The following is a 22,325-nucleotide window of genomic DNA, read 5'->3' as shown; positions in this document are numbered from 1 at the left end:
AACGCAACCGAATTCGGGGAAGTGCAACGAGGTGTGACTATCCTTCACGCCTCGCTTACACTCTGATCTAACTAAGATTTATCCGAAGGGCTGGCCGCAGGTTTGGTGTAGATGGCATCCGGCGCAACGTTCATATGTTTCAGTACCGGCCCCATGATGTTGCCGAATACCGGCGCAGCAACCGAACCACCGAAGTGATCGCCCGCCGTCGGATGGTTGATCATCACCACCAGCGCCACTTCAGGATGGCTGGCGGGCGCGATACCGGCGGTGTAGTTGACGTAGCCGCCATCATACTTGCCGCTGGTGCCCATCTTTTCCGCCGTACCGGTTTTGGTTGCCAGACGGTAGCCCGGCACCGCCGCTTTCAGTCCGGTTCCGCCCGGCAGGACATCACTCTCCAGCATATGCACCACCTCTTTCACCGTTTCAGGGTTGGCAACCTGCCGTCCCATAACCGGTGGCGTGACGCGGGTGATCGACAGCGGACGGTAAACGCCATAAGAGCCGAGCGTGGCGTATTCGCGTGCAATCTGCAGCGGCGTGACGCGCAGGCCATAACCAAAGGAGAAGGTGGCCCGCTCAATGTCAGCCCAGCGGGCACGGTGCAGCGGGAAGTAACCGACGCTTTCGCCGGTCAGCCCTAATCCGGTGGGTTTGCCCAGGCCAAACGCATGATAGGTATTCACCAGCGCTTCCGCGGGCATCGCCAGCGCGAGGTGAGAGACCCCGATGTCGCTCGATTTTTGCAGAATACCGGTCATGGTCAGGCGCGGCCAGTGGCCAACGTCGCGGATCAGGTGGCCGTTCACGCTGTAAGGCGTGGTGTCGATCACCGAGTCCGGACGAACCAGATGGCGCTCGAGTGCTTCCATCACCACCAGTGGCTTCACGGTCGATCCCGGTTCGTAGCTGTCGTTGATGGCCGAGTTACGCATCTGCGCCGGAGTGGCCCCTTCATAGTTGTTGGGGTTGAACGACGGATAAGAGGCCATCGCCAGAATCTCGCCGGTGTCGATCTTCACCAGCACGGCAGCACCCGAGTCCGCCTTGTTGATCAGCACGCCGTCGCGCAGTTTGCTGTAAAGCGTGTACTGGTCATATTTGTCGATGCTGAGCTGCACCGTTGGTGGCTGGGTCGGCGGCTGATAGTTGATCATCGCGATGATATTGCCCGCCGCATCCTGACGATAAACTTCTTTACCCGGCTCGCCCTGCAACACCTTATCAAAGCCTTTTTCCAGCCCGTTCAGGCCGACGTTATCCGCGCCAACGATGCCGATCAGCGGCGCAGAGGCTTCACTCATCGGATAGAAACGGCTGTCGTCATAAACTTCACTGATGCCTTTCAGCTTCAGCTCTTTAATGTCTTTGGCGATACCCAGTTCGACTTTACGCCCCAGATAGAGGAAGCGACGTTTCGGGTTGGCGGTGATCTGCGCCGCCAGCTCTTCAGGACGGGTGTTCAGCGCCGCTGCAAGATAGGCCCATTTGGCACTGGTAAAATCGGGGTTGCTCTCCAGCACGCGAAGTGGATCGGCAATCACGTCGCGCGATGGCACGCTGAGCGCCAGGGCTTCGCCGTTACGATCCAGCAGGGTGCCGCGGCTGGTGGGCAGCGTGACGGTTCGCAGCGATCGCTGATCCGCTTCGTGCTCCAGCATCGGCTGATTCAGGAACTGCAGGTCCGCGACGCGCGCCAGCAGCACCACCAGGCAGGTCGTGACACCGAGGCAGATCAGCCGAAAACGAAAAGGGTTAAAGGGCGCTTTTATCTGGTCTTTTCCCAGTAGTTTTTTAATCCGGGGCATGGCATTCCGCTGCGCAAAATAAAGAGAAAGGGGCTGGTGCCAGCAGTTATAAAGAAAGCGCTGGCCGTATAACAGGAAAACTGTGTATCAGTTCGTTATCGACGGCAGATTGCGGGCAAAAAAAACCTGCGCATCTGCGCAGGTTGGTGTAATCAAGAAAATCTATTGATGTTCACCCATCAATACCTCTGGGACCCTGAATGTAGCAAAGGGGATTGATCGGCTGCCATCGCCTAAACGCAACAGTTACCCGCAAAATGTAACCAGCCATGAGATCCTTACGCTATTGTGCAATCCTGATGTTTTTTGATTTCCACCAGGCAACTCATGGCATTTGGCCCCTGCGTCAGCGACGAGGTGCCGATGTCGAGCGTCAGCACGTTGGGGTTACCCGCGCGATCGAAAGGCTGCCATGCCCTGCCGAAGCCAGGATCAAACCAGGCACCGGTGGCGATAATCACCACGCCCTGCGTTACACCCTCAGTGATGCGCACACCCGCCAGCATCACACCACGGGCGTTGCTCACCTCAATCTCATCGCCTTCCACCAGTCCGCGCGCGGCCGCATCCACTGGATGCATGCAGAGCGTTTCGTGGCCGGCGGTTTTGTTGCTCTGCACCGTGTCGGTGGCATCCAGCTGGCTGTGTAACCGGTCGGACGGCTGAATGGAGATCATGTGCAGCGGATAGTCACGGCTCACGGGCGAACCGAGCCACTCCTGCGGTTCACGCCACTCCGGATGACCGGCGAAATCGTCCAGCTGGTAGTCCGCAATGGTCTGGCTGAACAGCTCGATTTTGCCGCTGGCGGTTTTGATCGGATTCGCCTGCGGATCGGCACGGAAATCCTCCATAAACTGATAGGGCTTGCCGCCTTCCGGAATTTCCACAAAGCCGCGCTGCCAGAATTCATCAAACTCGGGGAAATCGATGCCTTTGCGCTGATGCGCGGTGGCGCACTGCTGATAGAGATGCGCGATCCACTGCATCTCGTTTCGTCCTTCGGTAAAGGTGTCGCGATAGCCGAGACGCTCTGCTAAATCGGCAAAAATATCGAAGTCGTTGCGCGCCTGATGTTGCGGCTTAATCGCCTGATGCATGGCCAGCACAAAGCGGTCACGTGAGGAGCCGCCGATGTCGTTGCGCTCCAGTGTGGTCGTCGCGGGCAGCACGATGTCCGCCATCTGCGCCGCTGGCGTCCAGACGATATCCTGCACCACCACCGTATCGGGCCGTTGCCAGCCCTCCACCAGCCGGTTCAGCTGCTGGTGATGGTGGAACGGATTGCCGCCCGCCCAGTGCACCATGTGGATGTCGGGATAGTGCAGCGTTTCGCCCTGGAAGCGATAGGGCTGGCCGGGATTGAGCAGCATATCGCTGATGCGCGCCACCGGAATCGACAGTCCCGAAGGATTCGGGCCGGTGCTCATCATCGGCGCTGGCCCTTCCTGACGCGGGTTGCCGACGCTGTTCATCGACCCGTGACCAAAGGAGAACCCTGCGCCCGGCAGGCCAGGCTGACCGAGCATTGAGGAGAGCGCAATCATCATCCAGTAAGGCTGCTCACCGCGATGGGCGCGCTGCACGGAATAGGAGCAGGTAATAAAGCTGCGTTTGCCGGTCAGCTGCTGCGCCAGCTGCACGATGCGGTCAGCCGGAATGCCGGTGATACGGCTGGCCCAGCCGGCGGTTTTCGCCACGCCGTCGGTTTCGCCCAGCAGATAGGCGCGCAGCTGCGGCCAGCCGGTGCAGTGGCTGGCGAGAAACGCCTCGTCAACCACGCCGCGCTGGGTGATCTCATGACCCAGCGCCAGCATCAGCGCCACGTCGGTGTTGGGGCGAATCGGGATCCATTCGGCGTTCACAAATTCCGGGCAGTCATCGCGCATTGGGCTGATGTTGATGACCGGCGTGCCTTTAGCCGCCAGCTGCATCAGCGCCGGTTTCAGGCTGTGCTGCCCTGCGCCTCCTGAGGCGACCTGGGCGTTTTTCAGCGCCAGCCCGCCAAAGGCGACAAATATTTCGGCGTGCTCCACCACCTGCGGCCACTCGGTAACGCGCCCGGTCAGCGGCATATAGGTGCCGATCACATAGGGCAGGAAGAACTGCGCCGCGCCCCAGCTGTAGTTACCCTGCTGATCGACGCCCCCGCCACCCTGAAAGTAGAAGCGACGCACCAGCGTGCGGGCGTGATTGACGCGTCCGGCCGATGACCAGCCGTAGGAGCCGTTGAAAATACCCGATGCACCGTAGCGATCGCGGACGCGGCGATTCTCTTCCGCCACCAGATCCAGCGCGGTTTCCCAGTCCACGGCGACAAAATCTTCCCGGCCACGCAGCGTGCGGTCGCTCTTCTCGCGTGACTTCAGCCACGAGCGGCGCACCATCGGCTGGCGAATGCGTTTGTCGGAATAGACCAGCTCGGGAATAGTGTGGATCATCGGCGACGGATCGGCATCGGCGAAGAAAGGTTCGCAGCCAGTCAGACGATCGTTTTCAGTGACGGCGGTAAACGCGCCCCAGTGCGCCAGATGTGGCACTTTGGTTTTCATCGTTGTTTTTTCACGGTAGCCAGGTGGGGAACTGAGCATAACATGGGGCGACGTCTCAGCAGAAGATGTGCCTGTGGGTCTGATTTTGCCCCTTTTTGCGACAACGCTGGCATTCTGTCGGGTTGATGTGTCCGCCCTTTTCCGTAACACTGATGCGATGTGTAAACGTTTTCCCCAAAGCAGGTCAACGCATGGCTACCATAAAGGATGTTGCGCGACTGGCTGGCGTTTCTGTCGCCACAGTCTCCCGTGTAATCAATAATTCTCCCAAAGCCAGCGACAGCTCCCGACAGGCCGTAGGCCAGGCGATGGAGCAGCTTCAGTATCACCCGAATGCCAACGCACGCGCGCTGGCGCAGCAATCGACCGAAACACTCGGCCTGATTGTCGGCGACGTCTCCGATCCCTTTTTTGGCGCAATGGTGAAAGCCGTGGATGAGGTGGCAGGCGACACCGGTAACTTTTTGCTGATTGGTAACGGTTACCATAATGAGCAAAAAGAGCGGCAGGCGATTGAACAGCTGATGCGTCACCGCTGCGCGGCGCTGGTAGTGCACGCCAAGAAAATTCCCGACGCAGAACTGGAAGTGCTGATGAAGCAGGTGCCGGGTATGGTGCTGCTGAACCGCCTGATCAAAGGCTTCGAAAAGCGCTGTATTGCGCTCGACGATCGCTACGGTGCCTGGCTGGCGACCCGCCATCTGATCCAGCTCGGCCACCAGAATATCGCCTTTATCTGCTCAACCCACACCATCTCTGATGCCGAAGATCGCCTGCAGGGTTACTACGATGCGCTGAAAGAGCACGGTCTGCCGTGCAGCGATCGGCTGGTGACCTGGGGCGAACCGGACGAAGTGGGCGGTGAGCAGGCGATGACAGAACTGCTGGGACGCGGCAGAAATTTCACCGCCGTCGCCTGCTACAACGACTCCATGGCGGCGGGCGCGCTGGCGGTGCTGAGCGATAACGGCGTCCGCGTGCCGGAAGAGATGTCGCTGATCGGTTTCGATGATGTGCTGGTGTCGCGCTATGTGCGACCACGCCTCACGACAGTCCGCTATCCGATTGTCACCATGGCGCAGCAGGCCGCTCAGCTCGCCCTGGCCCTGGCCAACGATCTGCCGCTGCCGGAAGTCACTCACATGTTCAGCCCGACGCTGGTGCGCCGTCACTCGGTCAGCGGCCCGGCCTGACGCCGCGGTGGCCGGTTCATCCAGCCATCGCGTTTACTGAAAGGCACGCAGCAGCGTCTCCAGCGGCCTGACCAGCGCTATCACCGTTTCATCCTGCATCTCTGCGGCGGCATCCAGTGTCGCCTGCATCCCGGCCACTTCAGTGGCACCAGATGCCTGATTACGGACGTAAGCATTCACCAGCGCGAAGCCCATGGCGCTGAGCATTTCAGTCTGTTGCACGCTGTGTGCCAGCGGCTTCAGCGTCGCGCTGCTGGTGACGATCGGCATTACCGCCGTCGCATTGGCCTGCCAGCGCTGCAGGAAACCTGAACCCGAACCCGATTTTTTACGTCGGTCGGAATTTTCTGCCGGGTTGAGGCTTCCTTGCTTCAGGTCAAATCAGAGCGCATTAATTCTCAGCAATCACTACATGTAGGGAATAGAATCCTCCCGAACCCCATATGTAGTTTACGGAGAGAGAAATGGCGACGGTGGTAATCAAGCGCGATGGATGCCGGACAGGCTTTGATGCGCAGCGTATCGAGCAGGCTGTCATGGCGGCGGCACGGGCAGCAGAGGTCGACGATGCGGCCTGGTGCGCGCAGGTCGCCGAGCGCGTTGCTTTGCGGCTGGCGGATCGTCCCGAAGTGGATATTAGTGAGATTCAGTGTGCGGTAGAAGAGACGCTGATGGCGGGTCCTTACCCGCAGCTGGCACGCGCCTACATTGAATACCGCCACGATCGCGATGTCGCCCGAGATCGCCAGAGCCAGTTACACCACGCCATTCGCGGTCTGGTCGATCAGACCAACGCGGCGCTGCTGAACGAAAATGCTAACAAAGACAGCAAAGTGATCCCGACACAGCGCGATCTGCTGGCCGGGATCGTGGCGAAGCACTACGCGCAGCAGCAGATCCTGCCGCGGGATATCGTTCTGGCGCACGAGCGCGGCGAGATCCACTATCACGATCTCGACTATTCACCCTTCTTCCCGATGTTTAACTGCATGCTGATCGATCTGAAAGGCATGCTGACCAATGGCTTTAAAATGGGCAACGCTGAGATCGAGCCGCCTAAATCGATCGCCACCGCCACTGCTGTGACGGCGCAGATCATCGCCCAGGTCGCAAGCCACATTTACGGCGGCACCACCATTAACCGCATTGATGAAGTGCTGGCCCCGTTTGTTGAGCAGAGCTATGCCCGGCATCTGGCGATCGCTGAACAGTGGCAGATTCCGCAGGCTGAACAGTATGCACGTCAGCGTACGGAGAAAGAGTGCTACGACGCCTTTCAGTCGCTGGAGTACGAGGTGAATACCCTGCACACCGCCAACGGCCAGACGCCGTTTGTCACCTTTGGTTTCGGCCTGGGAACGGACTGGGCGGCGCGGCTGATTCAGCAGTCGATTCTGCGCAACCGGCTGGCCGGACTGGGCAAAAATCGTAAAACTGCGGTATTCCCTAAACTGGTGTTCAGCATTCGTGAAGGCGTCAACCGCCGGACGGGCGACGTTAACTACGATATCAAGCAGCTGGCGCTGGAGTGTGCCAGCAAGCGGATGTATCCCGACATCCTCAATTACGATCAGGTGGTGAAAGTCACCGGCTCGTTCAAAACGCCCATGGGCTGCCGCAGCTTCCTGGGCGTTTATGAAGAGAATGGCGAGCAGCTTCATGAGGGCCGCAACAACATCGGCGTGATTAGCCTGAACCTGCCGCGCATTGCGCTTGAGGCGGCTGGGGATGAAGCCCGATTCTGGACGTTGCTTGATGCCCGCCTGCTGCTGGCTAAGCGGGCGCTGATGACGCGGGTGGCGCGTCTGGAGAAGACCAAAGCACGCGTCGCGCCCATCCTCTACATGGAAGGGGCCTGCGGCGTCCGGCTGAATGCTGATGATGAAGTCGGCCCTATTTTCCGTAATGGCCGGGCGTCACTGTCGCTGGGCTACATCGGCCTGCACGAAACCCTGAATGCGCTCAGCGGCGGCCACCAGCACCCTTACGATGACGCGGCACTGCGCGCCAAAGGCGTAGCGATCATCGCCTATCTGCGCGCCGCCACCGACCGCTGGAAAGCGGAAACAGGCTACGGCTTCAGCCTTTACAGCACGCCGAGTGAGAATCTGTGTGACCGCTTCTGCCGACTGGATGCGGCGCAGTTTGGCGTGGTACCGGGCGTTACCGACAAGGGTTATTACACCAACAGCTTCCATCTCGACGTCGAGAAGAAGGTGAATCCTTACGATAAAATCGACTTTGAAGCGCCCTATCCGCCGCTGGCGAATGGTGGATTCATCTGTTACGGCGAATACCCGAACGTACAGCACAACCTCAAAGCGCTGGAGGATGTCTGGGATTACAGCTACGACCGCGTGCCCTATTACGGTACCAATACGCCGATTGATGAGTGCTACGAGTGCGGCTTCAACGGCGAGTTCACCTGTACCAGCCGTGGATTTACCTGTCCGAACTGCGGCAATCACGATCCGGCACGCGTCTCTGTGACACGGCGGGTCTGTGGCTATCTGGGCAGCCCGGATGCGCGACCTTTTAACGTCGGTAAGCAGCAGGAAGTGCAGCGTCGCGTTAAGCATCTGGCCGAAGGACCGCTGGGATGATGCATATTCACCGCTACTACGATGTAGATATCGTGAATGGCCCCGGCACCCGCTGCTCGCTGTTTGTCGCCGGTTGCGAACATCAGTGTCGCGGCTGCTACAACCAGAGTACGTGGCGCACTGACTCCGGCGTGCCCTTTACGCTGGCGATGGAAGAGCAACTGCTGGCGGATTTGCAGGACACACGCATTCCGCGCCAGGGATTGTCGCTGAGCGGTGGCGATCCCCTTCATCCGCATAACGTGCCGCACATTCGCCGTCTGGTGAAACGGGTGCGAAAGACATGCCCCGGTAAAGATATCTGGCTCTGGACCGGCTACCGGATGCAGGAGCTGAATGCGGCACAGCGTGCCGTGCTGGACTATCTCGACGTGCTGATCGATGGCCGCTTTGTCGAAGAGGAGAAGGATGCCACGCTGCAATGGCGCGGCAGCCGAAATCAGATCGTCTGGCAGTTACGCTGAATGACGCGTGATATCGCCCGACTCAATGATGCTGACGCTCTCACTACCCGGCATGAATGCCTGCTGATGCAGACAGCGTGCCACGTCGCGTGCGTGAACCGCCCGCCAGTTGCCCGGCAGCAGCGAAAACAGCGGTCCCGCCAGGCTTTCGCCCTGTCGTTTCTGCGCGCGATCCCCCAGCAGCAGTGAAGGCCGCACCAGCGTCAGGCGCGGCCAGCCCTGATGGCGCAGCGCATTCTCCATTTCGCCTTTGACGCGATTGTATAAAAACGGTGAGTGACGGCTGGCACCGTGCGCGCTGACCACCAGCATCTGCTTCGCCCCCAGACGTAATCCGCATAACCCGCTGTCCACCACCAGCGTGTAATCGACGTGAATAAAGGCCTGCTTGCTGCCCGCCTGCTTACGTGTGGTGCCCAGGCAGCAGAACACCGTATCCAGCGAACTCTGCAGCGGCTCCAGCACATCGGTGAGATCGGCCTCTACCGGATTCACCACTTTGTGCATTACGGGCAGTGGCCGGCGGGTGGGCGCGATGATCTCATCAACACGCGGATCCTCAATCAGTAAGCGCAGCAGATGCGACCCGACTAAGCCGGTGGCACCGGTCAGTAATACGCGATTCATCTCAGATTCGTCCTTATTTCACTGCTGACAGCTTAAAAGATAGCTGATCTTAACGGGCTGGCTTGCGTTCTCACGCTCAGCGACCAGGCTTACAACGATATCCGGATAGCGCGCCTCGCGCTCCACAAATTTAAGGAGGAAAAAAGATGAGCAAGAAAGTTGCGGTTTTGATTACCGATGAATTTGAAGACTCAGAATTTACCTCACCTGCGGAAGCCTACAAAGGCGCTGGTTTTGAGGTGGTGACCATTGAGAAACAGGCTGGTAATGTCGTTAAAGGCAAGAAAGGCGAAGCGGAAGTGACCATCGACCGCAGCATTGATGACGTCAGCCCGGCGGAATTTGATGCCCTGCTGCTGCCAGGCGGCCACTCGCCTGACGCGCTGCGCGGCGACGATCGTTTTGTTGCCTTTACCAAAGAGTTTGTCGCCAGCGGCAAACCGATCTTTGCCATCTGCCACGGTCCACAGCTGCTGATTAGCGCGAACGGCGTGCGCGGTCGCAAGATGACTACCGTTAAAGCCGTTGCCATTGACCTGATCAATGCCGGTGCTGACTTCCATGATAAGGAAGTGGTCGTGGATGGCGATAAGCTGGTCACCAGCCGTACGCCGGACGATTTACCGGCCTTTAACCGTGAATCCCTGCGGATCCTCGAAGCGCTGTAAATCCGCCACGCCCTTTTCTGCTGAAAGGGGCGTATCTATTTCTCCCGCTGCCAGGCAATTTTCTTGCCGAATCCCAGCGCATTATCCGTCATCTTCACCTCATCCAGCTCAATCTCCCACAGCGGGGCCGACACTTTGCGTGAGACCGGAAAACGTTTCTGGTAAGCCGCTCTGGCGATCTGCTCTGATGCTTCATCCAGCCGTGTGACCCGGCCACGATACTGCACCCCTTTAATCAGCAGGACAGTTCTGGGCTGACCATTTACGGTGCCTGCAACCTGCGGATTCAGCACCATGAGTTCACCGTGGCGGGTATCAGGTTCGGTCATGATCCAGAAGGCCATGCGCGTCTCATCAAAGACGTAGTAGCAGTTAGCGCACCAGAGTTGATCGTCGGCGGTACAGCAGAGTGAAAGCACATGCTGCTTTCGGAGGTAGCGAACAAGATGGGCGTGATCGGACAAGATAAACTCCTGGCGGTGCACCGGAGCGTGAAGCGCGCTACACTGCCCGGCACCTTTTTTTGGGAATAGATTACGTATGGCTCAGCAGTGGCAACTCTACATCGTCCGGACGGCGAAAGGGAGCCTGTACACCGGCATTACCACGGATGTGGTGCGCCGGGTTGCTCAGCACCAGAGCGGACGCGGCGCCCGCGCGCTACGGGGCAAAGGTCCGCTGGACCTGGTGTTTCACTGTGAGGCGGGCGATCGCGCCAGCGCCTCCAGACTGGAGTATCAGGTTAAACAACTGACCCGTCAGCAGAAGTTACTGCTGGTGGCGGGTCAGCCGATCAGTCTGGAGAGCTGGCTGGGTATTACGGCTGGCGATTAAAAGGTTCGGCGTAGTCGATCTGCCCTTCCGCGCCGTCAAAAGCATTGTCCGCCAGACGGTAGACCTGGAACGTTGTCTCTGTTCCCGGCCAGCGACTGCGCAGGCCATGGCGTGCAGCCGATTCAAAACCAAACCGGCTGAACAGCGCCGGATCGCCCAGCACCACGACCGCGCTGTAGCCAAATTCATTAAGCGTATCCAGCCCCTCATAAATCAGCTTGCTGGCAATGCCCTGACCGCGCAGCGTCTCATCAACGGCCAGCGGTGCCAGCGCCACCCAGCCGCGATCGTCGCCCTGAACGCTGACCGGACTGAATGCAGCATAACCCAGCACCTGTCCCTCATCATCCGTGGCGACCACGCCCAGGGTCAGCAGGCCATCTTCACGCAGCGCCTGAGTCAGTTCCGCCTCGGCGGAGGTACTGAAGCAGCGTCTGAGCAGTACGTCGATGCCTGCGGCATCAACACCAATTTCGCTACGGATCAACATGCGGCACCCGCGCGTGCCTGTGCGGCCTTCGCGTCCTGTTTCATGCCGGCGTCGACAAATGCCGCCATCTGCTCAATAGCCGTGCGTAACGCGGTGGGCATAGCCTCGGGTTCAATAGCATCCATTACGTTCTTCACCTCAAGTCCCAGTTCTGTGTCGCCTTCAATCACCAGACGGCGTTGAAAGAACAGCATGTCGGGATCTGCTTTACGTGCTGCCACCAGCAACAGATCGTTGGCATTGCCCCGAAACCAGACATCCGCTTCGGACTGTTGCAATACCGCCAGTCGGCCATCCTGCAGCGTGGTTATCCATTGCAGATTGAGATCGGCAATCCCGATACCCAGCAGGCGACCGTTCAGAAAGTCTAACTCACCTTCAGCCAAAGCATGGCGAAATTGCCAGTTTAAGAGTTGTTGCAGCAGCAACTTTTTGACCGGGAATGGGGTAAGCGCTACGGGTAACCCTAAGATTTTTGGACCATTTTTCACACAATGGGCATGTATCCGCTCTAACACTTTCGTCACTCCCTTCAGAAAATTTTACGTATATTGCCATATCCTTTTCTGCGCGCCTCATCCGGGATCAATAAAAAACGCGGCTATAGAGGGAAAAAAAGCGCCGCCAGGCCGGATGAACTGGAATTTCACTGCCCCAAATCAACACGCTCGCCGGACCAGATGCCTAGACTCGACGCCCATCGCATGTTGAGAGGAACACCTATGGAACTGCTCTGCCCGGCAGGAAACTTACCCGCAGTGCGCACCGCTACAGAGAATGGCGCGGATGCGGTCTATGTGGGGCTGAAAGATGACACCAATGCCCGTCACTTTGCGGGCCTGAACTTCACCGATAAAAAGCTGGCTGAAGCGGCGCGCTATCTTCATCAGCATCGGCGCAAACTGCATGTGGCGATCAACACGTTTGCCCACCCGGATGGCATGGGACGCTGGCAGCGGGCGATTGATGTGGCGGCGCAAAACGGAGCCGACGCGCTGATTCTGGCCGATATTGCCACGCTGGAGTATGCCGCGAAGCATTATCCACAGGTTGAACGTCATCTCTCTGTGCAGGCTTCGGCAACCAATCTTGAGGCGATTCGCTTTTATCATCGCCACTTCAATCTGCAGCGCGTGGTGCTGCCGCGGGTGTTGTCGATTCATCAGGTTAAACAACTGGCGCGCAGCACGCCGGTGCCGCTGGAGGTGTTCGCCTTTGGCAGCCTGTGCATTATGGCGGAAGGCCGCTGCTATCTCTCCTCCTGGATGACCGGCGAATCGCCTAACAGCGCAGGTGCCTGCTCCCCGGCTAAATTTGTGCGCTGGCAGCAGACGCCACAGGGCATGGAGTCACGCCTGAATGAGGTGCTAATCGATCGCTACGCGCCCGATGAGAGCGCCGGTTACCCGACGCTCTGCAAAGGACGCTATGAGGTTAACAATCAGCGTTATCACGTGCTGGAGGAGCCTGCCAGTCTGAACACACTGGAACTGCTGCCGGAGCTGCTGCGGGCAGGCATTGCCTCGGTGAAAATCGAAGGCCGCCAGCGCAGTCCCGCCTACGTCGCTGATGTGGCGCGCGTCTGGCGTCAGGCGATCGATCGCTGCAAGGCGCAGCCGGAACAGTTTGACGTCGCGCCACAGTGGATGCAGACGCTGGGCGATCTCTCCGAAGGCACGCAAACCACGCTGGGTGCTTATCACCGTGAATGGCAATAAGGAGTCATGATGCAATATGCCCTTGGGCCGGTGCTCTGGTACTGGCCGACCGATACGCTGGAAGATTTCTACCAGCAGGCTGTCCGCAGTAGTGCGGATATTATTTATCTCGGCGAGGCGGTGTGCAGTAAACGCCGCGCCACGCCCTATGCCCGCTGGATGGCGCTGGCGCGTGACGTGGCGTCCAGCGGCAAACAGGTCGTACTCAGCACGCTGGCGCTGCTGCAATCCCCTTCTGAGCTGAAAGAGCTGCAGCGCTATGTAGAAAACGGCGAGTTCCTGATTGAAGCCAATGATATCGGCACGGTCAATATGGCCGCTGAGCGCCATCTGCCGTTTGTTGCCGGGCCGACGCTGAATGTCTATAACGCCGACACGCTGCAACTATTGGTCAAAGAGGGCATGACGCGCTGGTGTATGCCGGTGGAGATGTCGCGTGACTGGCTGCTACAGCTGCTGGCGCAGTGCGAAACACGGGGTATCCGGCAGCAGTTTGAAGTGGAGGTGATGGGCTACGGTCATCTGCCGCTGGCGCTGTCAGCGCGCTGCTTCACCGCCCGCTCTGAAAACCGCGCGAAAGATGACTGTGAAACCTGCTGCATCAACTATCCGACAGGCCGCCGCGTCAACTCTCAGGAGGGACAGCAGGTGTTCGTCCTCAATGGCATTCAGACCATGAGCGGCTACTGCTATAACCTGGGTAACGATCTGGCGGGAATGCGTGGCCAGGTCGATTGCGTGAGACTCTCGCCGCAGGATACGTCGACGCTGGCGGAGATTGACCGTTTCCGCGCTAATGAAAACGGTCAGGCCCCGCTTATGGTCGCGAAAGGCTGCGATTGTAACGGTTACTGGCGCAAACTGGCAGGTATGACGCTGGCATCCTGAGTAAAAGCACATACCGGCTATATTCCTGCTGAGGTTAGCAGTTTTAATATAAGGAATGATGCGTAATACTAAATGGTGCAGGTTTTTACGCCTGCGCCATACAACGGGAGTAGTCATGTCTGATAAAAAACCTCTTCGCCTGTCCGTGCTGGATCTTGCGCCGATTCCACAGGGCGCGACCGCACGGGATGCGTTCCATAATTCACTGGCGCTGGCGCGTCAGGCTGAAAAACTGGGCTTCGAACGCTACTGGCTGGCTGAACATCACAACATGACAGGGATTGCCAGCGCTGCGACGTCGGTATTGATCGGCTATCTGGCGGCGAACACCGAGACCCTGAAGCTGGGTTCCGGCGGCATTATGCTGCCTAACCATGCGCCACTGGTCATCGCCGAGCAGTTTGGCACCCTGGCCTCTCTCTATCCTGGCCGTATCGACCTCGGCTTAGGCCGTGCGCCCGGTTCTGACCAGCGCACCATGATGGCGCTGCGCCGTCACCAGGCCAGCATGCACGCTGACACCTTTCCCGAAGATGTGGCTGAGCTGATTCACTGGTTTGATGCTGACCCGGATGCGCAACTACCGGTTCAGCCAGTGCCGGGTCTGGGCCTGAAGATCCCGGTCTGGCTGCTCGGTTCCAGCCTTTACAGCGCCCAGCTGTCAGCGAAAATGGGCCTGCCGTTTGCCTTTGCCTCCCATTTCGCGCCTGACCAGCTGTTCCAGGCGCTGCACGTGTATCGTGAGAACTTCCAGCCTTCAGCGCGTCTCGACAAGCCGTATGCCACCGTCTGTATTAACGTGGTTGCCGCTGATAATGAACGTGATGCGCGCTTCCTGTTTACCTCGCAGCAGCAGCAGTTTATTAACCTGCGCCGCGGCAAACCTGGCCCGTTACCGGCACCGGTTGAGAACATGAATAACCTCTGGTCGCCGTCAGAGCAGTATGGCGTGCAGCAGGCGCTGAGCATGTCGCTGGTAGGCGATACCGACAAGGTGCGTCATGGCCTGGCCTCGCTGATGCGTGAAACGCAGGCGGATGAAATTATGGTTAATGGTCAGATTTTTGACAGCGAGGCACGCCTGCGCTCCTTTGCCATTGCGATGGAAGCGGCAAACAGCCTGTAATCAGTTTTGCGGTGGGCGCAGGGTATCCGGGCTCACCGCCAGCTGACGACTGTCCCTGGCCGGAGATTGCCCATACAGGCGGCGATACTCGCGGCTGAACTGTGATGCGCTCTGGTAGCCCACCCGATAGCCTGCGGTACCGGCATCCAGCTTTTCCACCATCATCAGACGTCGCGCCTCGTTGAGCCGCAGTTGTTTCTGATATTGCATCGGCGTCATGGCCGTGACGGCTTTGAAGTGATGATGCAGCGAAGAGATACTCATGCCGACACTGCTGGCGAGCTGGTCTATCTTCAGCGGCTGATGAAAATTCTCCCGCAGCCAGCGGGCAGCCTGCGCCACCCGGTTACCCGGCCGCTCAGCCAGCGCCATGTTCAGGATGCGCGATCCCTCCGGCCCGGTCAGCAGCCGGTAGAAAATTTCCTGCTCAATCAGCGGGGCCAGCGCCTCAATATCTTCCGGATGGTCAAGCAGACGCACCAGCCGGATGACCGCATCCACCAGCAAAGGTGAAACCTTATGCACGGTGACACCACGTTCATTGCCTGCGGTTGACAGCGGCAGCGCTGGCGGAAACTGTTCAAGGTAGCGCATAAGCCGGGATTCATTAATCGCGATACCTATCCCGAGATTCGGCTTTTCCGGCGTGGCGACAGTGACGCAGGCGCGCACTGGCATATCCAGCGTCACCAGCAACAGATCCCCCGGTCCATAGTGCAGCACCTCATCACCCATATGTAGTGCTTTGCTGCCCTGCGCCACCAGCGCAAAACTGGCCCATTGAGCAAAGTGCATCGGCTCTGTGGGTGCTGAAACCCGGCCAAAAAACAGGCAATCGATGGCACTGGAATGCCGGCCATCCTCCGGCGCATGACGGGCAATTAACTGTGTCAGCGCCTGCCACTTGTCACTCTCTGTCACTGCGTTCTCCCCTTCCGCTCTCTGTGCCGATATTACCTGACGTCAGGCGAAATGCCTGTCCTGCTGCCGCACTTTTGCAGGATCGTGCAAAAAGCTTGCAGGATTGCGCTACCCGCTTTTCGTCACCAGCGCGCATAGTCTTTCGACGCAATCATTACGGCGGAGAATGACATAATGAAAGCACTGCAGAACAAAATCGCACTGGTGACAGGCGCCTCAAAAGGGATTGGTGCAGCGATTGCCATCGCGTTCGCCGCAGCGGGCGCCAGGGTCGTGGTCAACTATCGTCAGGACGAGGTGGGAGCGGCAGACGTGGTGAGCGATATCGTCACGCTGGGCAGTGAAGCCGTGGCGGTACAGGCTGATATTTCTCATCTGCGGGACGTGGAACGGCTGTTTGCCACCACCGAGGAGTGTTTCGGCGCACCCGATATTGTGGTGAATAATGCGGGCAGTTTTCATCATGGCGAGTTTGCGGCGCTGACGCCGGAGGAGATGCAGCAGCAGATCAACGTTAACCTGCTCGGCACGCTGATGGTCTGTCAGCAGGCAATTCGTCACTTTCCCGCGCACGGCGGCAGCATTATTAACCTCAGCGCCCTGAACAGTAAAAACAGTACGCCAGGTTCCGTGCTCTGGGCGGCCACCAAAGGTGCAGTGGATACGCTGACTCAGGGGCTGGCGCGCGAGCTGGGCGCAAAAAATATCCGGGTTAACGCGCTGGCACCTGGCATGATTCTGACCGAAGGATTGCTGGCCGCGAAGAGGATGAGCCCGCAGCTCAAGGCACAGCTGCTGGCGGCTACCCCGCTGGGGCGTTTTGGTCTGCCGGAGGATGTGGCGCAGGTCGCGCTGTTTCTGGCCTCTGAAGAGTCCGCTTATGTCAGCGGCGAGCGCGTCATGATCAGCGGCGGTGCCTGACAGGCATAAAAAAAGGGAAGCCAGCGGCTTCCCTTTTCGTTACGACGTTAAATCGTTATGCATCACGACGACGTGGAGCGGCAGCTGCACCTTCTTCACGACGTGGACCACGGCTACCTTCACGGTTGAAAGTACGTCCACCGCCTTCACGACCACCTTCACGGCGCTCTGAAGAGAAGCGACGACCACCTTCACGGTTGGCTGCGCCAGGACCGCTGCGACGCTCACCGCCAGCACCGGCTGGACGACGATCGCCACGGCCTTCGTTTGGCTGTGCATCACCCAGCAGCTGCATATTCATCGGTTTGTTCAGAATACGCGTACGGGTGAAGTGCTGCAGCACATCGCCTGGCATGCCTTTCGGCAGCTCGATAGTCGAGTGGTTACCGAACAGCTTGATGTTACCGATGTAACGGCTGCTGATGTCGCCTTCGTTAGCGATAGCGCCAACGATGTGACGAACTTCAACACCATCATCACGGCCCACTTCGATGCGGTACAGCTGCATTTCGCCAACGTCACGACGTTCGCGGCGTGGACGATCGCCATCACGGCTTTCACGTGGGCCACGATCGCTACGCGCTTCACGGCTGTCACGACGGCCATCACGCTCGTCACGATCGCGGTATTCGCGACGTGCAGGACGTGGTGCTTCTGGTGGCAGAATCAGAGGACGTTCGCCCTGTGCCATCTTCAGCAGTGCGGCTGCCAGAGTTTCCAGATCCAGTTCATCTTCCGGCTGCATTTTAGTCAGCAGAGCACGGTACTGATCCAGATCGCTGCTTTCCAGCTGCTGCTGAACTTTAGCGGCAAACTTGGCCAGACGACGCTCACCCAGCAGTTCTGCGTTAGGCAGTTCGACTTCAGGGATAGTCAGCTTCATGGTACGTTCGATGTTGCGCAGCAGACGACGCTCGCGGTTCTCAACGAACAGCAGCGCACGGCCAGCACGACCGGCACGACCGGTACGGCCGATACGGTGAACGTATGATTCTGCATCCATCGGGATATCGTAGTTTACAACCAGGCTGATACGCTCAACGTCCAGGCCACGGGCCGCAACGTCGGTTGCAATCAGGATGTCCAGACGACCATCTTTCAGGCGCTCCAGCGTCTGCTCACGCAGTGCCTGGTTCATATCACCGTTCAGCGCGGCGCTGTTATAGCCACTACGCTCCAGCGCTTCTGCCACTTCCAGCGTTGCGTTTTTAGTACGCACGAAGATGATGGCAGCATCAAAGTCTTCTGCTTCCAGGAAGCGAACCAGTGCGTCTGTTTTACGACCGTAAGCGGTCCAGTAACTCTGGCTGATGTCAGGACGCGTTGTCATGCTTGACTGAATACGCACTTCCTGTGGATCTTTCATGAAGCGTTTGGTGATGCGACGAATCGCTTCCGGCATGGTTGCAGAGAACAGCGCAGTCTGATGACCGGCTGGAATCTGAGCCATGATGGTTTCAACGTCTTCGATGAAGCCCATACGCAGCATTTCATCAGCTTCATCCAGCACCAGACCGCGCAGGTTAGAGAGTTCTAACGTGCCGCGTTTCAGGTGGTCAAGCAGACGACCAGGGGTACCCACAACAACCTGTGGTCCCTGACGCAGAGCGCGCAGCTGCACGTCATAACGCTGGCCGCCGTAAAGGGCAACCACGTTCAGGCCACGCATGTGCTTAGAGAATTCAGTGATTGCTTCAGCAACCTGTACCGCCAGTTCGCGGGTCGGTGCCAGCACCAGAATCTGTGGTGCTTTAACAGTCGGGTCGATGTTGTTTAACAGCGGCAGAGAGAACGCCGCAGTTTTACCACTCCCGGTCTGCGCCATGCCTAACACGTCACGGCCCGCCAGCAGGTGAGGAATACACTCAGCCTGGATTGGGGATGGCTTTACGTAGCCCATGCCATTCAGTGATTCAAGGATGTCGGCGTTCAGGCCAAGGTCAGCAAAAGTGGTTTGAATATCAGTCATGTAGTACACGTGCCTCTTAGATTGCGGCGGCCAGTCTACATAACTCGTCGTGAAAACTTTCAGTCATTTTCATCAAAAAGTGTGAACCGGCTCAAATTAGAAGTTTTGACGAACAGAAAAGCCTTCATCCCTTAAGATGATGACTTAACAGGTTTTACAGGCAAATTAAGTTCGTCAGCTATTGCTGGTCAGATTCTGATAAATCGTCTTGTGCCTGGCCGAGTTGCGCCAGTTCCAACAATGCGTATCGGTGTTCAACAAAGTTGTTAACGTTGTTGGCGACCGCCAGTTTGAACAACGCTTTCGCGTCGTCCTTCTCCCCCAGACTTAGGTAGTACTTACCTAAATAGAAGTTGGTTTCACTGAGATGTTCAGCGAGCGAGGTGTTATCCGTTGCGTCCGCCTTGAGACTTTCCATCAACGTTTTCTCGTTGATATCTCCAAGGTAGAACTCGACAATATTCCATCCCCATTGGTCTCTGACCGCTTTGTCGTGACGCTGTTGAAGCGCGACTTTTGCCTTGTCGACATCCATCTCACGTTCAACGAGATAGAGCCACAGACTGCGGAAAGGATCGTTAGGATCGTCTTGATAAAACGCCAGCAGATCATCTTGCGCTAACTTGTATCGACCGCCGTAATAGAGGGCGATACCACGGTTTAAATGCGCATAGTTGTAAGTTGGATCAAGCTCAAGTACAGAATCGAACGCTTCATAGGCGGCATCAAAGTTGCCCGCCTGCGTTAAATATATGCCTAAGTAGTTAAACACTTCGGGCATATCTGGTCTTATAGACAGCGCTTGCGAAAAATCGTTCCGCGCTAATGCCCGCAGACCTAAACTATCATACAACACTCCGCGCTCATATAACAGCTGTGCGCGTTCATCATCGGTGAGAGCGCGACTGGCAAGAATTTGTTCCATGCGCGCCAGTATCACTTCCTGCTGCAGTGTGGGCTGTAAAGGCACTGCAAGAACTTCGTTCTTACGCCAATTGGAGTTGCTGCATCCTGCCAGCGTCAAAGCTGTCGCAACAAAACACCAGCGCAGAAAAGGCTTCATTTCCCACTCCCGAATACAAACATTGGGATAACCATCCTGTCATCCGCCTGCTGTGCACAAGGATTCCCGCCCTCGCGATGATACAAACGCCCCTCTCTGCCAGGCAAAGAGGGGCAAATCAGCAACGACTTATTCAGCAGCGTCAGGCGTGGTCACCGCTGCAGCTTCTTCAGTCTGCGGCTTAGATTCTGTCGCTTCTTTGATGCTCAGACGTACGCGACCCTGGCGATCAACTTCCATCACCTTAACCGGTACTTCCTGACCCATCTGCAGATAGTCAGTCACTTTCTCAACGCGCTTGTCAGCGATTTGTGAAATGTGAACCAGACCTTCTTTACCGCCGCCGATAGCAACGAAGGCACCGAAGTCAACGATACGGGTCACTTTACCACTATAAATGCGGCCCACTTCGATTTCTGCAGTGATCTCTTCGATACGACGAATGGCTTCTTTCGCTTTCAGACCATCGGTCGCAGCGATTTTCACGGTGCCGTCATCTTCGATTTCAATCGTCGTGCCGGTCTCTTCGGTCAGTGCACGAATCACTGAGCCGCCTTTACCGATCACATCTTTGATCTTGTCAGAGCTGATTTTGATGGTGTAAATGCGTGGAGCGAATTCAGAAATCTCGGTACGCGGTGTGCTGATAGCCTGTTCCATGACGCCCAGAATGTGCAGACGCGCACCCTTGGCCTGGTTCAGGGCTTCCTGCATGATTTCACGCGTGATGCCTTCGATTTTGATGTCCATCTGCAGCGCGGTGATACCTTCACGGCTACCGGCTACTTTGAAGTCCATGTCGCCCAGGTGATCTTCGTCGCCCAGAATGTCTGACAGAACGACAAACTTCTCATCTTCTTTTACCAGACCCATTGCGATACCGGCAACGGCGGCTTTGATTGGCACACCTGCATCCATCAGCGCCAGTGAGGCACCGCAGACAGAGGCCATTGAAGAGGAGCCGTTAGATTCAGTGATTTCAGACACCACACGCACGGTGTAAGGGAAATCTTCCGCTTTAGGCATTACCGCTAACACACCGCGCTTCGCCAGACGACCGTGACCAATCTCACGACGCTTCGGCGAACCGACCATGCCGGTTTCACCGACAGAGTATGGAGGGAAGTTGTAATGGAACAGGAAGCTGTCGGTACGTTCGCCCATCAGCTCATCCAGGTTCTGCGCATCACGGGTAGTACCCAGCGTTGCCGTAACCAGTGCCTGTGTCTCACCACGGGTAAACAGTGATGAACCGTGAGTACGTGGCAATACGCCAGTACGCACGTCCAGACCGCGGATCATATCTTTTTCACGGCCATCGATACGTGGCTCGCCATTCAGGATGCGGGTACGAACGACGGTTTTTTCGAGGCTATGCACGATGTCGCCGATTTCTGAACCATCCAGCGTTTCATCTTCAGCCAGCAGCGCAGCAATGGTTTCGTCTTTGATGACGCCAACCTGCGCGTAACGCTCCTGCTTGTCAGTGATGCGGTAAGCATCGCTGATGCGCGCTTCTGCCAGGGCAGCAACACGAGAAATCAGCGGGGTGTTAGCCGCTTCTGGTTGCCAGTCCCAGCGTGGTTTGCCGGCTTCAGCCACCAGAGCATTGATGTTTTCGATAACGATCTGCTGCTGGTCATGGCCAAAGACCACGGCACCCAGCATCTGCTCTTCTGACAGGATCTCAGCTTCAGATTCAACCATCAGTACGGCATTCTGCGTACCGGCAACGACCAGATCCAGACGAGACTGTTTCAGCTCATCTGCGGTTGGGTTCAGAACATATTGATCGTTGATGTAACCGACACGCGCAGCACCAATCGGGCCATTAAACGGCAGACCAGAAAGCGCCAGTGCAGCAGAGGCACCAATCATTGCAACGATGTCCGGATGAACCTGTGGGTTAACAGACACCACGGTCGCAATAACCTGAACTTCGTTAACAAAGCCTTCCGGGAACAGCGGGCGAATCGGGCGGTCAATCAGACGCGAAATCAGGGTTTCGCCTTCGCTTGGACGGCCTTCACGACGGAAGAAGCTGCCTGGGATACGACCAGCAGCGTAAGTACGCTCCTGATAGTTCACGGTCAGTGGGAAGAAGTCCTGACCTGGTTTAGATTTTTTCTGACCTACGACAGTGACGAACACTGCAGTATCGTCCATGCTCACCATAACAGCGGCTGTCGCCTGGCGAGCCATCATGCCGGTTTCCAGCGTGACGGTATGTTGACCATATTGGAATTTGCGTACGATCGGATTCAGCAAAATCAAAGTCCTTAACTTCGGGGCTGGGCTATCTGTAGCCCGCCATTGATTACCAATCTTCAGCTGCATCCTCGCGACTAATGACAACCCTCGACCGCCCCTGCGGTAAAGCCTCTCATTAGCCGCGCGAAATTCTGCAAACTAAAGATCACACTAAGCAACAATACATCAGTTTGGCCCGGATTGCTGCCGATTGCTCGAAAAAAGGG

The 22,325-nt window shown here is 57.4% G+C and carries 20 protein-coding genes and 1 pseudogene; 9 read left to right on the top strand and 12 right to left on the bottom strand.

Annotated elements, in window-relative coordinates:
• Positions 1-71 precede the first annotated feature (71 nt).
• Entirely contained in the window at positions 72-1,811 is a 1,740-nt protein-coding gene (locus BY447_RS12835) for a penicillin-binding transpeptidase domain-containing protein (RefSeq protein ID WP_095706306.1), read from the bottom strand.
• 278 nt (positions 1,812-2,089) lie between these two features.
• Positions 2,090-4,363 (bottom strand): molybdopterin guanine dinucleotide-containing S/N-oxide reductase, encoded by a 2,274-nt coding sequence (locus BY447_RS12830; protein WP_110331939.1) that lies wholly within the window; start codon positions 4,361-4,363, stop codon positions 2,090-2,092.
• A 191-nt stretch (positions 4,364-4,554) separates the two neighbouring features.
• Between BY447_RS12830 and galR the strand changes: the two genes are divergently transcribed.
• Positions 4,555-5,556: an HTH-type transcriptional regulator GalR gene (gene galR / locus BY447_RS12825; RefSeq protein WP_003851033.1), complete on the top strand. Its 1,002-nt coding sequence runs from the start codon at positions 4,555-4,557 to the stop codon at positions 5,554-5,556.
• A gap of 33 nt (positions 5,557-5,589) precedes the next feature.
• Here the strand turns inward: galR and BY447_RS12820 are convergent.
• Positions 5,590-5,859 (bottom strand): annotated as a pseudogene (locus tag BY447_RS12820) (beta-N-acetylhexosaminidase); the annotation flags it as partial.
• A gap of 161 nt (positions 5,860-6,020) precedes the next feature.
• On the opposite strand from BY447_RS12820, the gene nrdD reads away from it, so the two are divergent.
• Together nrdD and nrdG are read left to right on the top strand one after the other, a co-directional pair.
• Positions 6,021-8,159, top strand: coding sequence for an anaerobic ribonucleoside-triphosphate reductase (gene nrdD / locus BY447_RS12815; RefSeq protein ID WP_110331246.1), 2,139 nt, complete (start codon positions 6,021-6,023; stop codon positions 8,157-8,159).
• The gene (nrdG, locus tag BY447_RS12810; RefSeq protein WP_110331245.1) at positions 8,156-8,623 is read left to right on the top strand and encodes an anaerobic ribonucleoside-triphosphate reductase-activating protein; all 468 of its coding nucleotides are present in this window, start codon (positions 8,156-8,158) and stop codon (positions 8,621-8,623) included. The genes nrdD and nrdG overlap by 4 nt, the downstream gene beginning before the upstream one ends.
• Here nrdG and BY447_RS12805 read toward each other — a convergent pair.
• Entirely contained in the window at positions 8,615-9,250 is a 636-nt protein-coding gene (locus tag BY447_RS12805; RefSeq protein WP_110331244.1) for an NAD-dependent epimerase/dehydratase family protein, read from the bottom strand. The genes nrdG and BY447_RS12805 overlap by 9 nt on opposite strands.
• A 146-nt stretch (positions 9,251-9,396) precedes the next feature.
• Here BY447_RS12805 and BY447_RS12800 point away from each other — a divergent pair, with 146 nt between their 5' ends.
• Positions 9,397-9,918, top strand: a complete 522-nt coding sequence (locus tag BY447_RS12800) for a type 1 glutamine amidotransferase domain-containing protein (protein ID WP_033731332.1) — start codon at positions 9,397-9,399, stop codon at positions 9,916-9,918.
• Between the two features lie 35 nt (positions 9,919-9,953).
• Here BY447_RS12800 and BY447_RS12795 read toward each other — a convergent pair whose 3' ends face one another.
• Positions 9,954-10,382, bottom strand: a complete 429-nt coding sequence (locus BY447_RS12795) for a YhbP family protein (RefSeq protein ID WP_013359922.1) — start codon at positions 10,380-10,382, stop codon at positions 9,954-9,956.
• Positions 10,383-10,458: 76 nt separating this feature from the next.
• On the opposite strand from BY447_RS12795, the gene BY447_RS12790 reads away from it, so the two are divergent.
• On the top strand, positions 10,459-10,752 hold the full coding sequence (locus BY447_RS12790; RefSeq protein WP_013359921.1) for a GIY-YIG nuclease family protein: 294 nt from the start codon (positions 10,459-10,461) through the stop codon (positions 10,750-10,752).
• Here the strand turns inward: BY447_RS12790 and BY447_RS12785 are convergent.
• Positions 10,736-11,242 carry a GNAT family N-acetyltransferase gene (locus BY447_RS12785; protein WP_013359920.1) on the bottom strand — a complete coding sequence of 169 codons (507 nt, stop codon included), beginning with the start codon at positions 11,240-11,242 and terminating at the stop codon, positions 10,736-10,738. The two genes, BY447_RS12790 and BY447_RS12785, sit on opposite strands and share 17 nt — an antisense overlap.
• Positions 11,236-11,760, bottom strand: coding sequence for a ubiquinone anaerobic biosynthesis accessory factor UbiT (ubiT, locus tag BY447_RS12780; RefSeq protein ID WP_013359919.1), 525 nt, complete (start codon positions 11,758-11,760; stop codon positions 11,236-11,238). Before ubiT ends, BY447_RS12785 begins: the two co-directional genes overlap by 7 nt.
• 204 nt (positions 11,761-11,964) lie before the next feature.
• On the opposite strand from ubiT, the gene ubiU reads away from it, so the two are divergent.
• The 3 genes from ubiU to BY447_RS12765 all read left to right on the top strand — a co-directional run bounded on the left by ubiU (position 11,965) and on the right by BY447_RS12765 (position 14,974).
• On the top strand, positions 11,965-12,960 hold the full coding sequence (gene ubiU / locus BY447_RS12775; RefSeq protein WP_013359918.1) for a ubiquinone anaerobic biosynthesis protein UbiU: 996 nt from the start codon (positions 11,965-11,967) through the stop codon (positions 12,958-12,960).
• Between the two features lie 9 nt (positions 12,961-12,969).
• Complete coding sequence (locus tag BY447_RS12770) at positions 12,970-13,848, top strand: U32 family peptidase (protein ID WP_110331243.1); 879 nt, start codon at positions 12,970-12,972, stop codon at positions 13,846-13,848.
• Positions 13,849-13,963: 115 nt separating this feature from the next.
• The gene (locus BY447_RS12765) at positions 13,964-14,974 is read left to right on the top strand and encodes a luciferase-like monooxygenase (RefSeq protein WP_013359916.1); all 1,011 of its coding nucleotides are present in this window, start codon (positions 13,964-13,966) and stop codon (positions 14,972-14,974) included.
• Here the strand turns inward: BY447_RS12765 and BY447_RS12760 are convergent, their stop codons facing one another.
• Complete coding sequence (locus BY447_RS12760) at positions 14,975-15,895, bottom strand: AraC family transcriptional regulator (RefSeq protein WP_110331242.1); 921 nt, start codon at positions 15,893-15,895, stop codon at positions 14,975-14,977.
• Between the two features lie 174 nt (positions 15,896-16,069).
• Between BY447_RS12760 and BY447_RS12755 the strand changes: the two genes are divergently transcribed.
• Positions 16,070-16,816: an SDR family NAD(P)-dependent oxidoreductase gene (locus BY447_RS12755; protein WP_110331241.1), complete on the top strand. Its 747-nt coding sequence runs from the start codon at positions 16,070-16,072 to the stop codon at positions 16,814-16,816.
• A 55-nt stretch (positions 16,817-16,871) separates the two neighbouring features.
• Here the strand turns inward: BY447_RS12755 and BY447_RS12750 are convergent, their stop codons facing one another.
• The 4 genes from BY447_RS12750 to pnp all read right to left on the bottom strand — a co-directional run bounded on the left by BY447_RS12750 (position 16,872) and on the right by pnp (position 22,116).
• Positions 16,872-18,785, bottom strand: coding sequence for a DEAD/DEAH family ATP-dependent RNA helicase (locus BY447_RS12750; protein WP_033781663.1), 1,914 nt, complete (start codon positions 18,783-18,785; stop codon positions 16,872-16,874).
• 16 nt (positions 18,786-18,801) lie between these two features.
• The gene (yrbN, locus tag BY447_RS23645) at positions 18,802-18,858 is read right to left on the bottom strand and encodes a protein YrbN (protein WP_098053093.1); all 57 of its coding nucleotides are present in this window, start codon (positions 18,856-18,858) and stop codon (positions 18,802-18,804) included.
• Positions 18,859-18,963: 105 nt separating this feature from the next.
• Complete coding sequence (gene nlpI / locus BY447_RS12740; protein WP_010251765.1) at positions 18,964-19,848, bottom strand: lipoprotein NlpI; 885 nt, start codon at positions 19,846-19,848, stop codon at positions 18,964-18,966.
• A gap of 129 nt (positions 19,849-19,977) precedes the next feature.
• Positions 19,978-22,116, bottom strand: a complete 2,139-nt coding sequence (gene pnp, locus BY447_RS12735; protein ID WP_110331240.1) for a polyribonucleotide nucleotidyltransferase — start codon at positions 22,114-22,116, stop codon at positions 19,978-19,980.
• Positions 22,117-22,325 lie beyond the last annotated feature (209 nt).

It is taken from the genome of Pantoea sp. JKS000250, from assembly GCF_003201065.1.
Lineage (GTDB): Bacteria > Pseudomonadota > Gammaproteobacteria > Enterobacterales > Enterobacteriaceae > Pantoea > Pantoea vagans.
The sequence above is the reverse complement of the archived record's forward strand: the minus strand, read 5'-3'. Positions and strand labels throughout refer to the sequence as shown.

Coding starts and splice junctions, on each gene's coding strand:
- BY447_RS12835 (WP_095706306.1), bottom strand. CDS start 1,811: ATGCCCCGGATTAAAAAACTACTGGGAAAAGACCAGATAAAAGCGCCC.
- BY447_RS12830 (WP_110331939.1), bottom strand. CDS start 4,363: ATGAAAACCAAAGTGCCACATCTGGCGCACTGGGGCGCGTTTACCGCC.
- galR (WP_003851033.1), top strand. CDS start 4,555: ATGGCTACCATAAAGGATGTTGCGCGACTGGCTGGCGTTTCTGTCGCC.
- nrdD (WP_110331246.1), top strand. CDS start 6,021: ATGGCGACGGTGGTAATCAAGCGCGATGGATGCCGGACAGGCTTTGAT.
- nrdG (WP_110331245.1), top strand. CDS start 8,156: ATGATGCATATTCACCGCTACTACGATGTAGATATCGTGAATGGCCCC.
- BY447_RS12805 (WP_110331244.1), bottom strand. CDS start 9,250: ATGAATCGCGTATTACTGACCGGTGCCACCGGCTTAGTCGGGTCGCAT.
- BY447_RS12800 (WP_033731332.1), top strand. CDS start 9,397: ATGAGCAAGAAAGTTGCGGTTTTGATTACCGATGAATTTGAAGACTCA.
- BY447_RS12790 (WP_013359921.1), top strand. CDS start 10,459: ATGGCTCAGCAGTGGCAACTCTACATCGTCCGGACGGCGAAAGGGAGC.
- BY447_RS12785 (WP_013359920.1), bottom strand. CDS start 11,242: ATGTTGATCCGTAGCGAAATTGGTGTTGATGCCGCAGGCATCGACGTA.
- ubiU (WP_013359918.1), top strand. CDS start 11,965: ATGGAACTGCTCTGCCCGGCAGGAAACTTACCCGCAGTGCGCACCGCT.
- BY447_RS12770 (WP_110331243.1), top strand. CDS start 12,970: ATGCAATATGCCCTTGGGCCGGTGCTCTGGTACTGGCCGACCGATACG.
- BY447_RS12765 (WP_013359916.1), top strand. CDS start 13,964: ATGTCTGATAAAAAACCTCTTCGCCTGTCCGTGCTGGATCTTGCGCCG.
- BY447_RS12755 (WP_110331241.1), top strand. CDS start 16,070: ATGAAAGCACTGCAGAACAAAATCGCACTGGTGACAGGCGCCTCAAAA.
- BY447_RS12750 (WP_033781663.1), bottom strand. CDS start 18,785: ATGACTGATATTCAAACCACTTTTGCTGACCTTGGCCTGAACGCCGAC.
- nlpI (WP_010251765.1), bottom strand. CDS start 19,848: ATGAAGCCTTTTCTGCGCTGGTGTTTTGTTGCGACAGCTTTGACGCTG.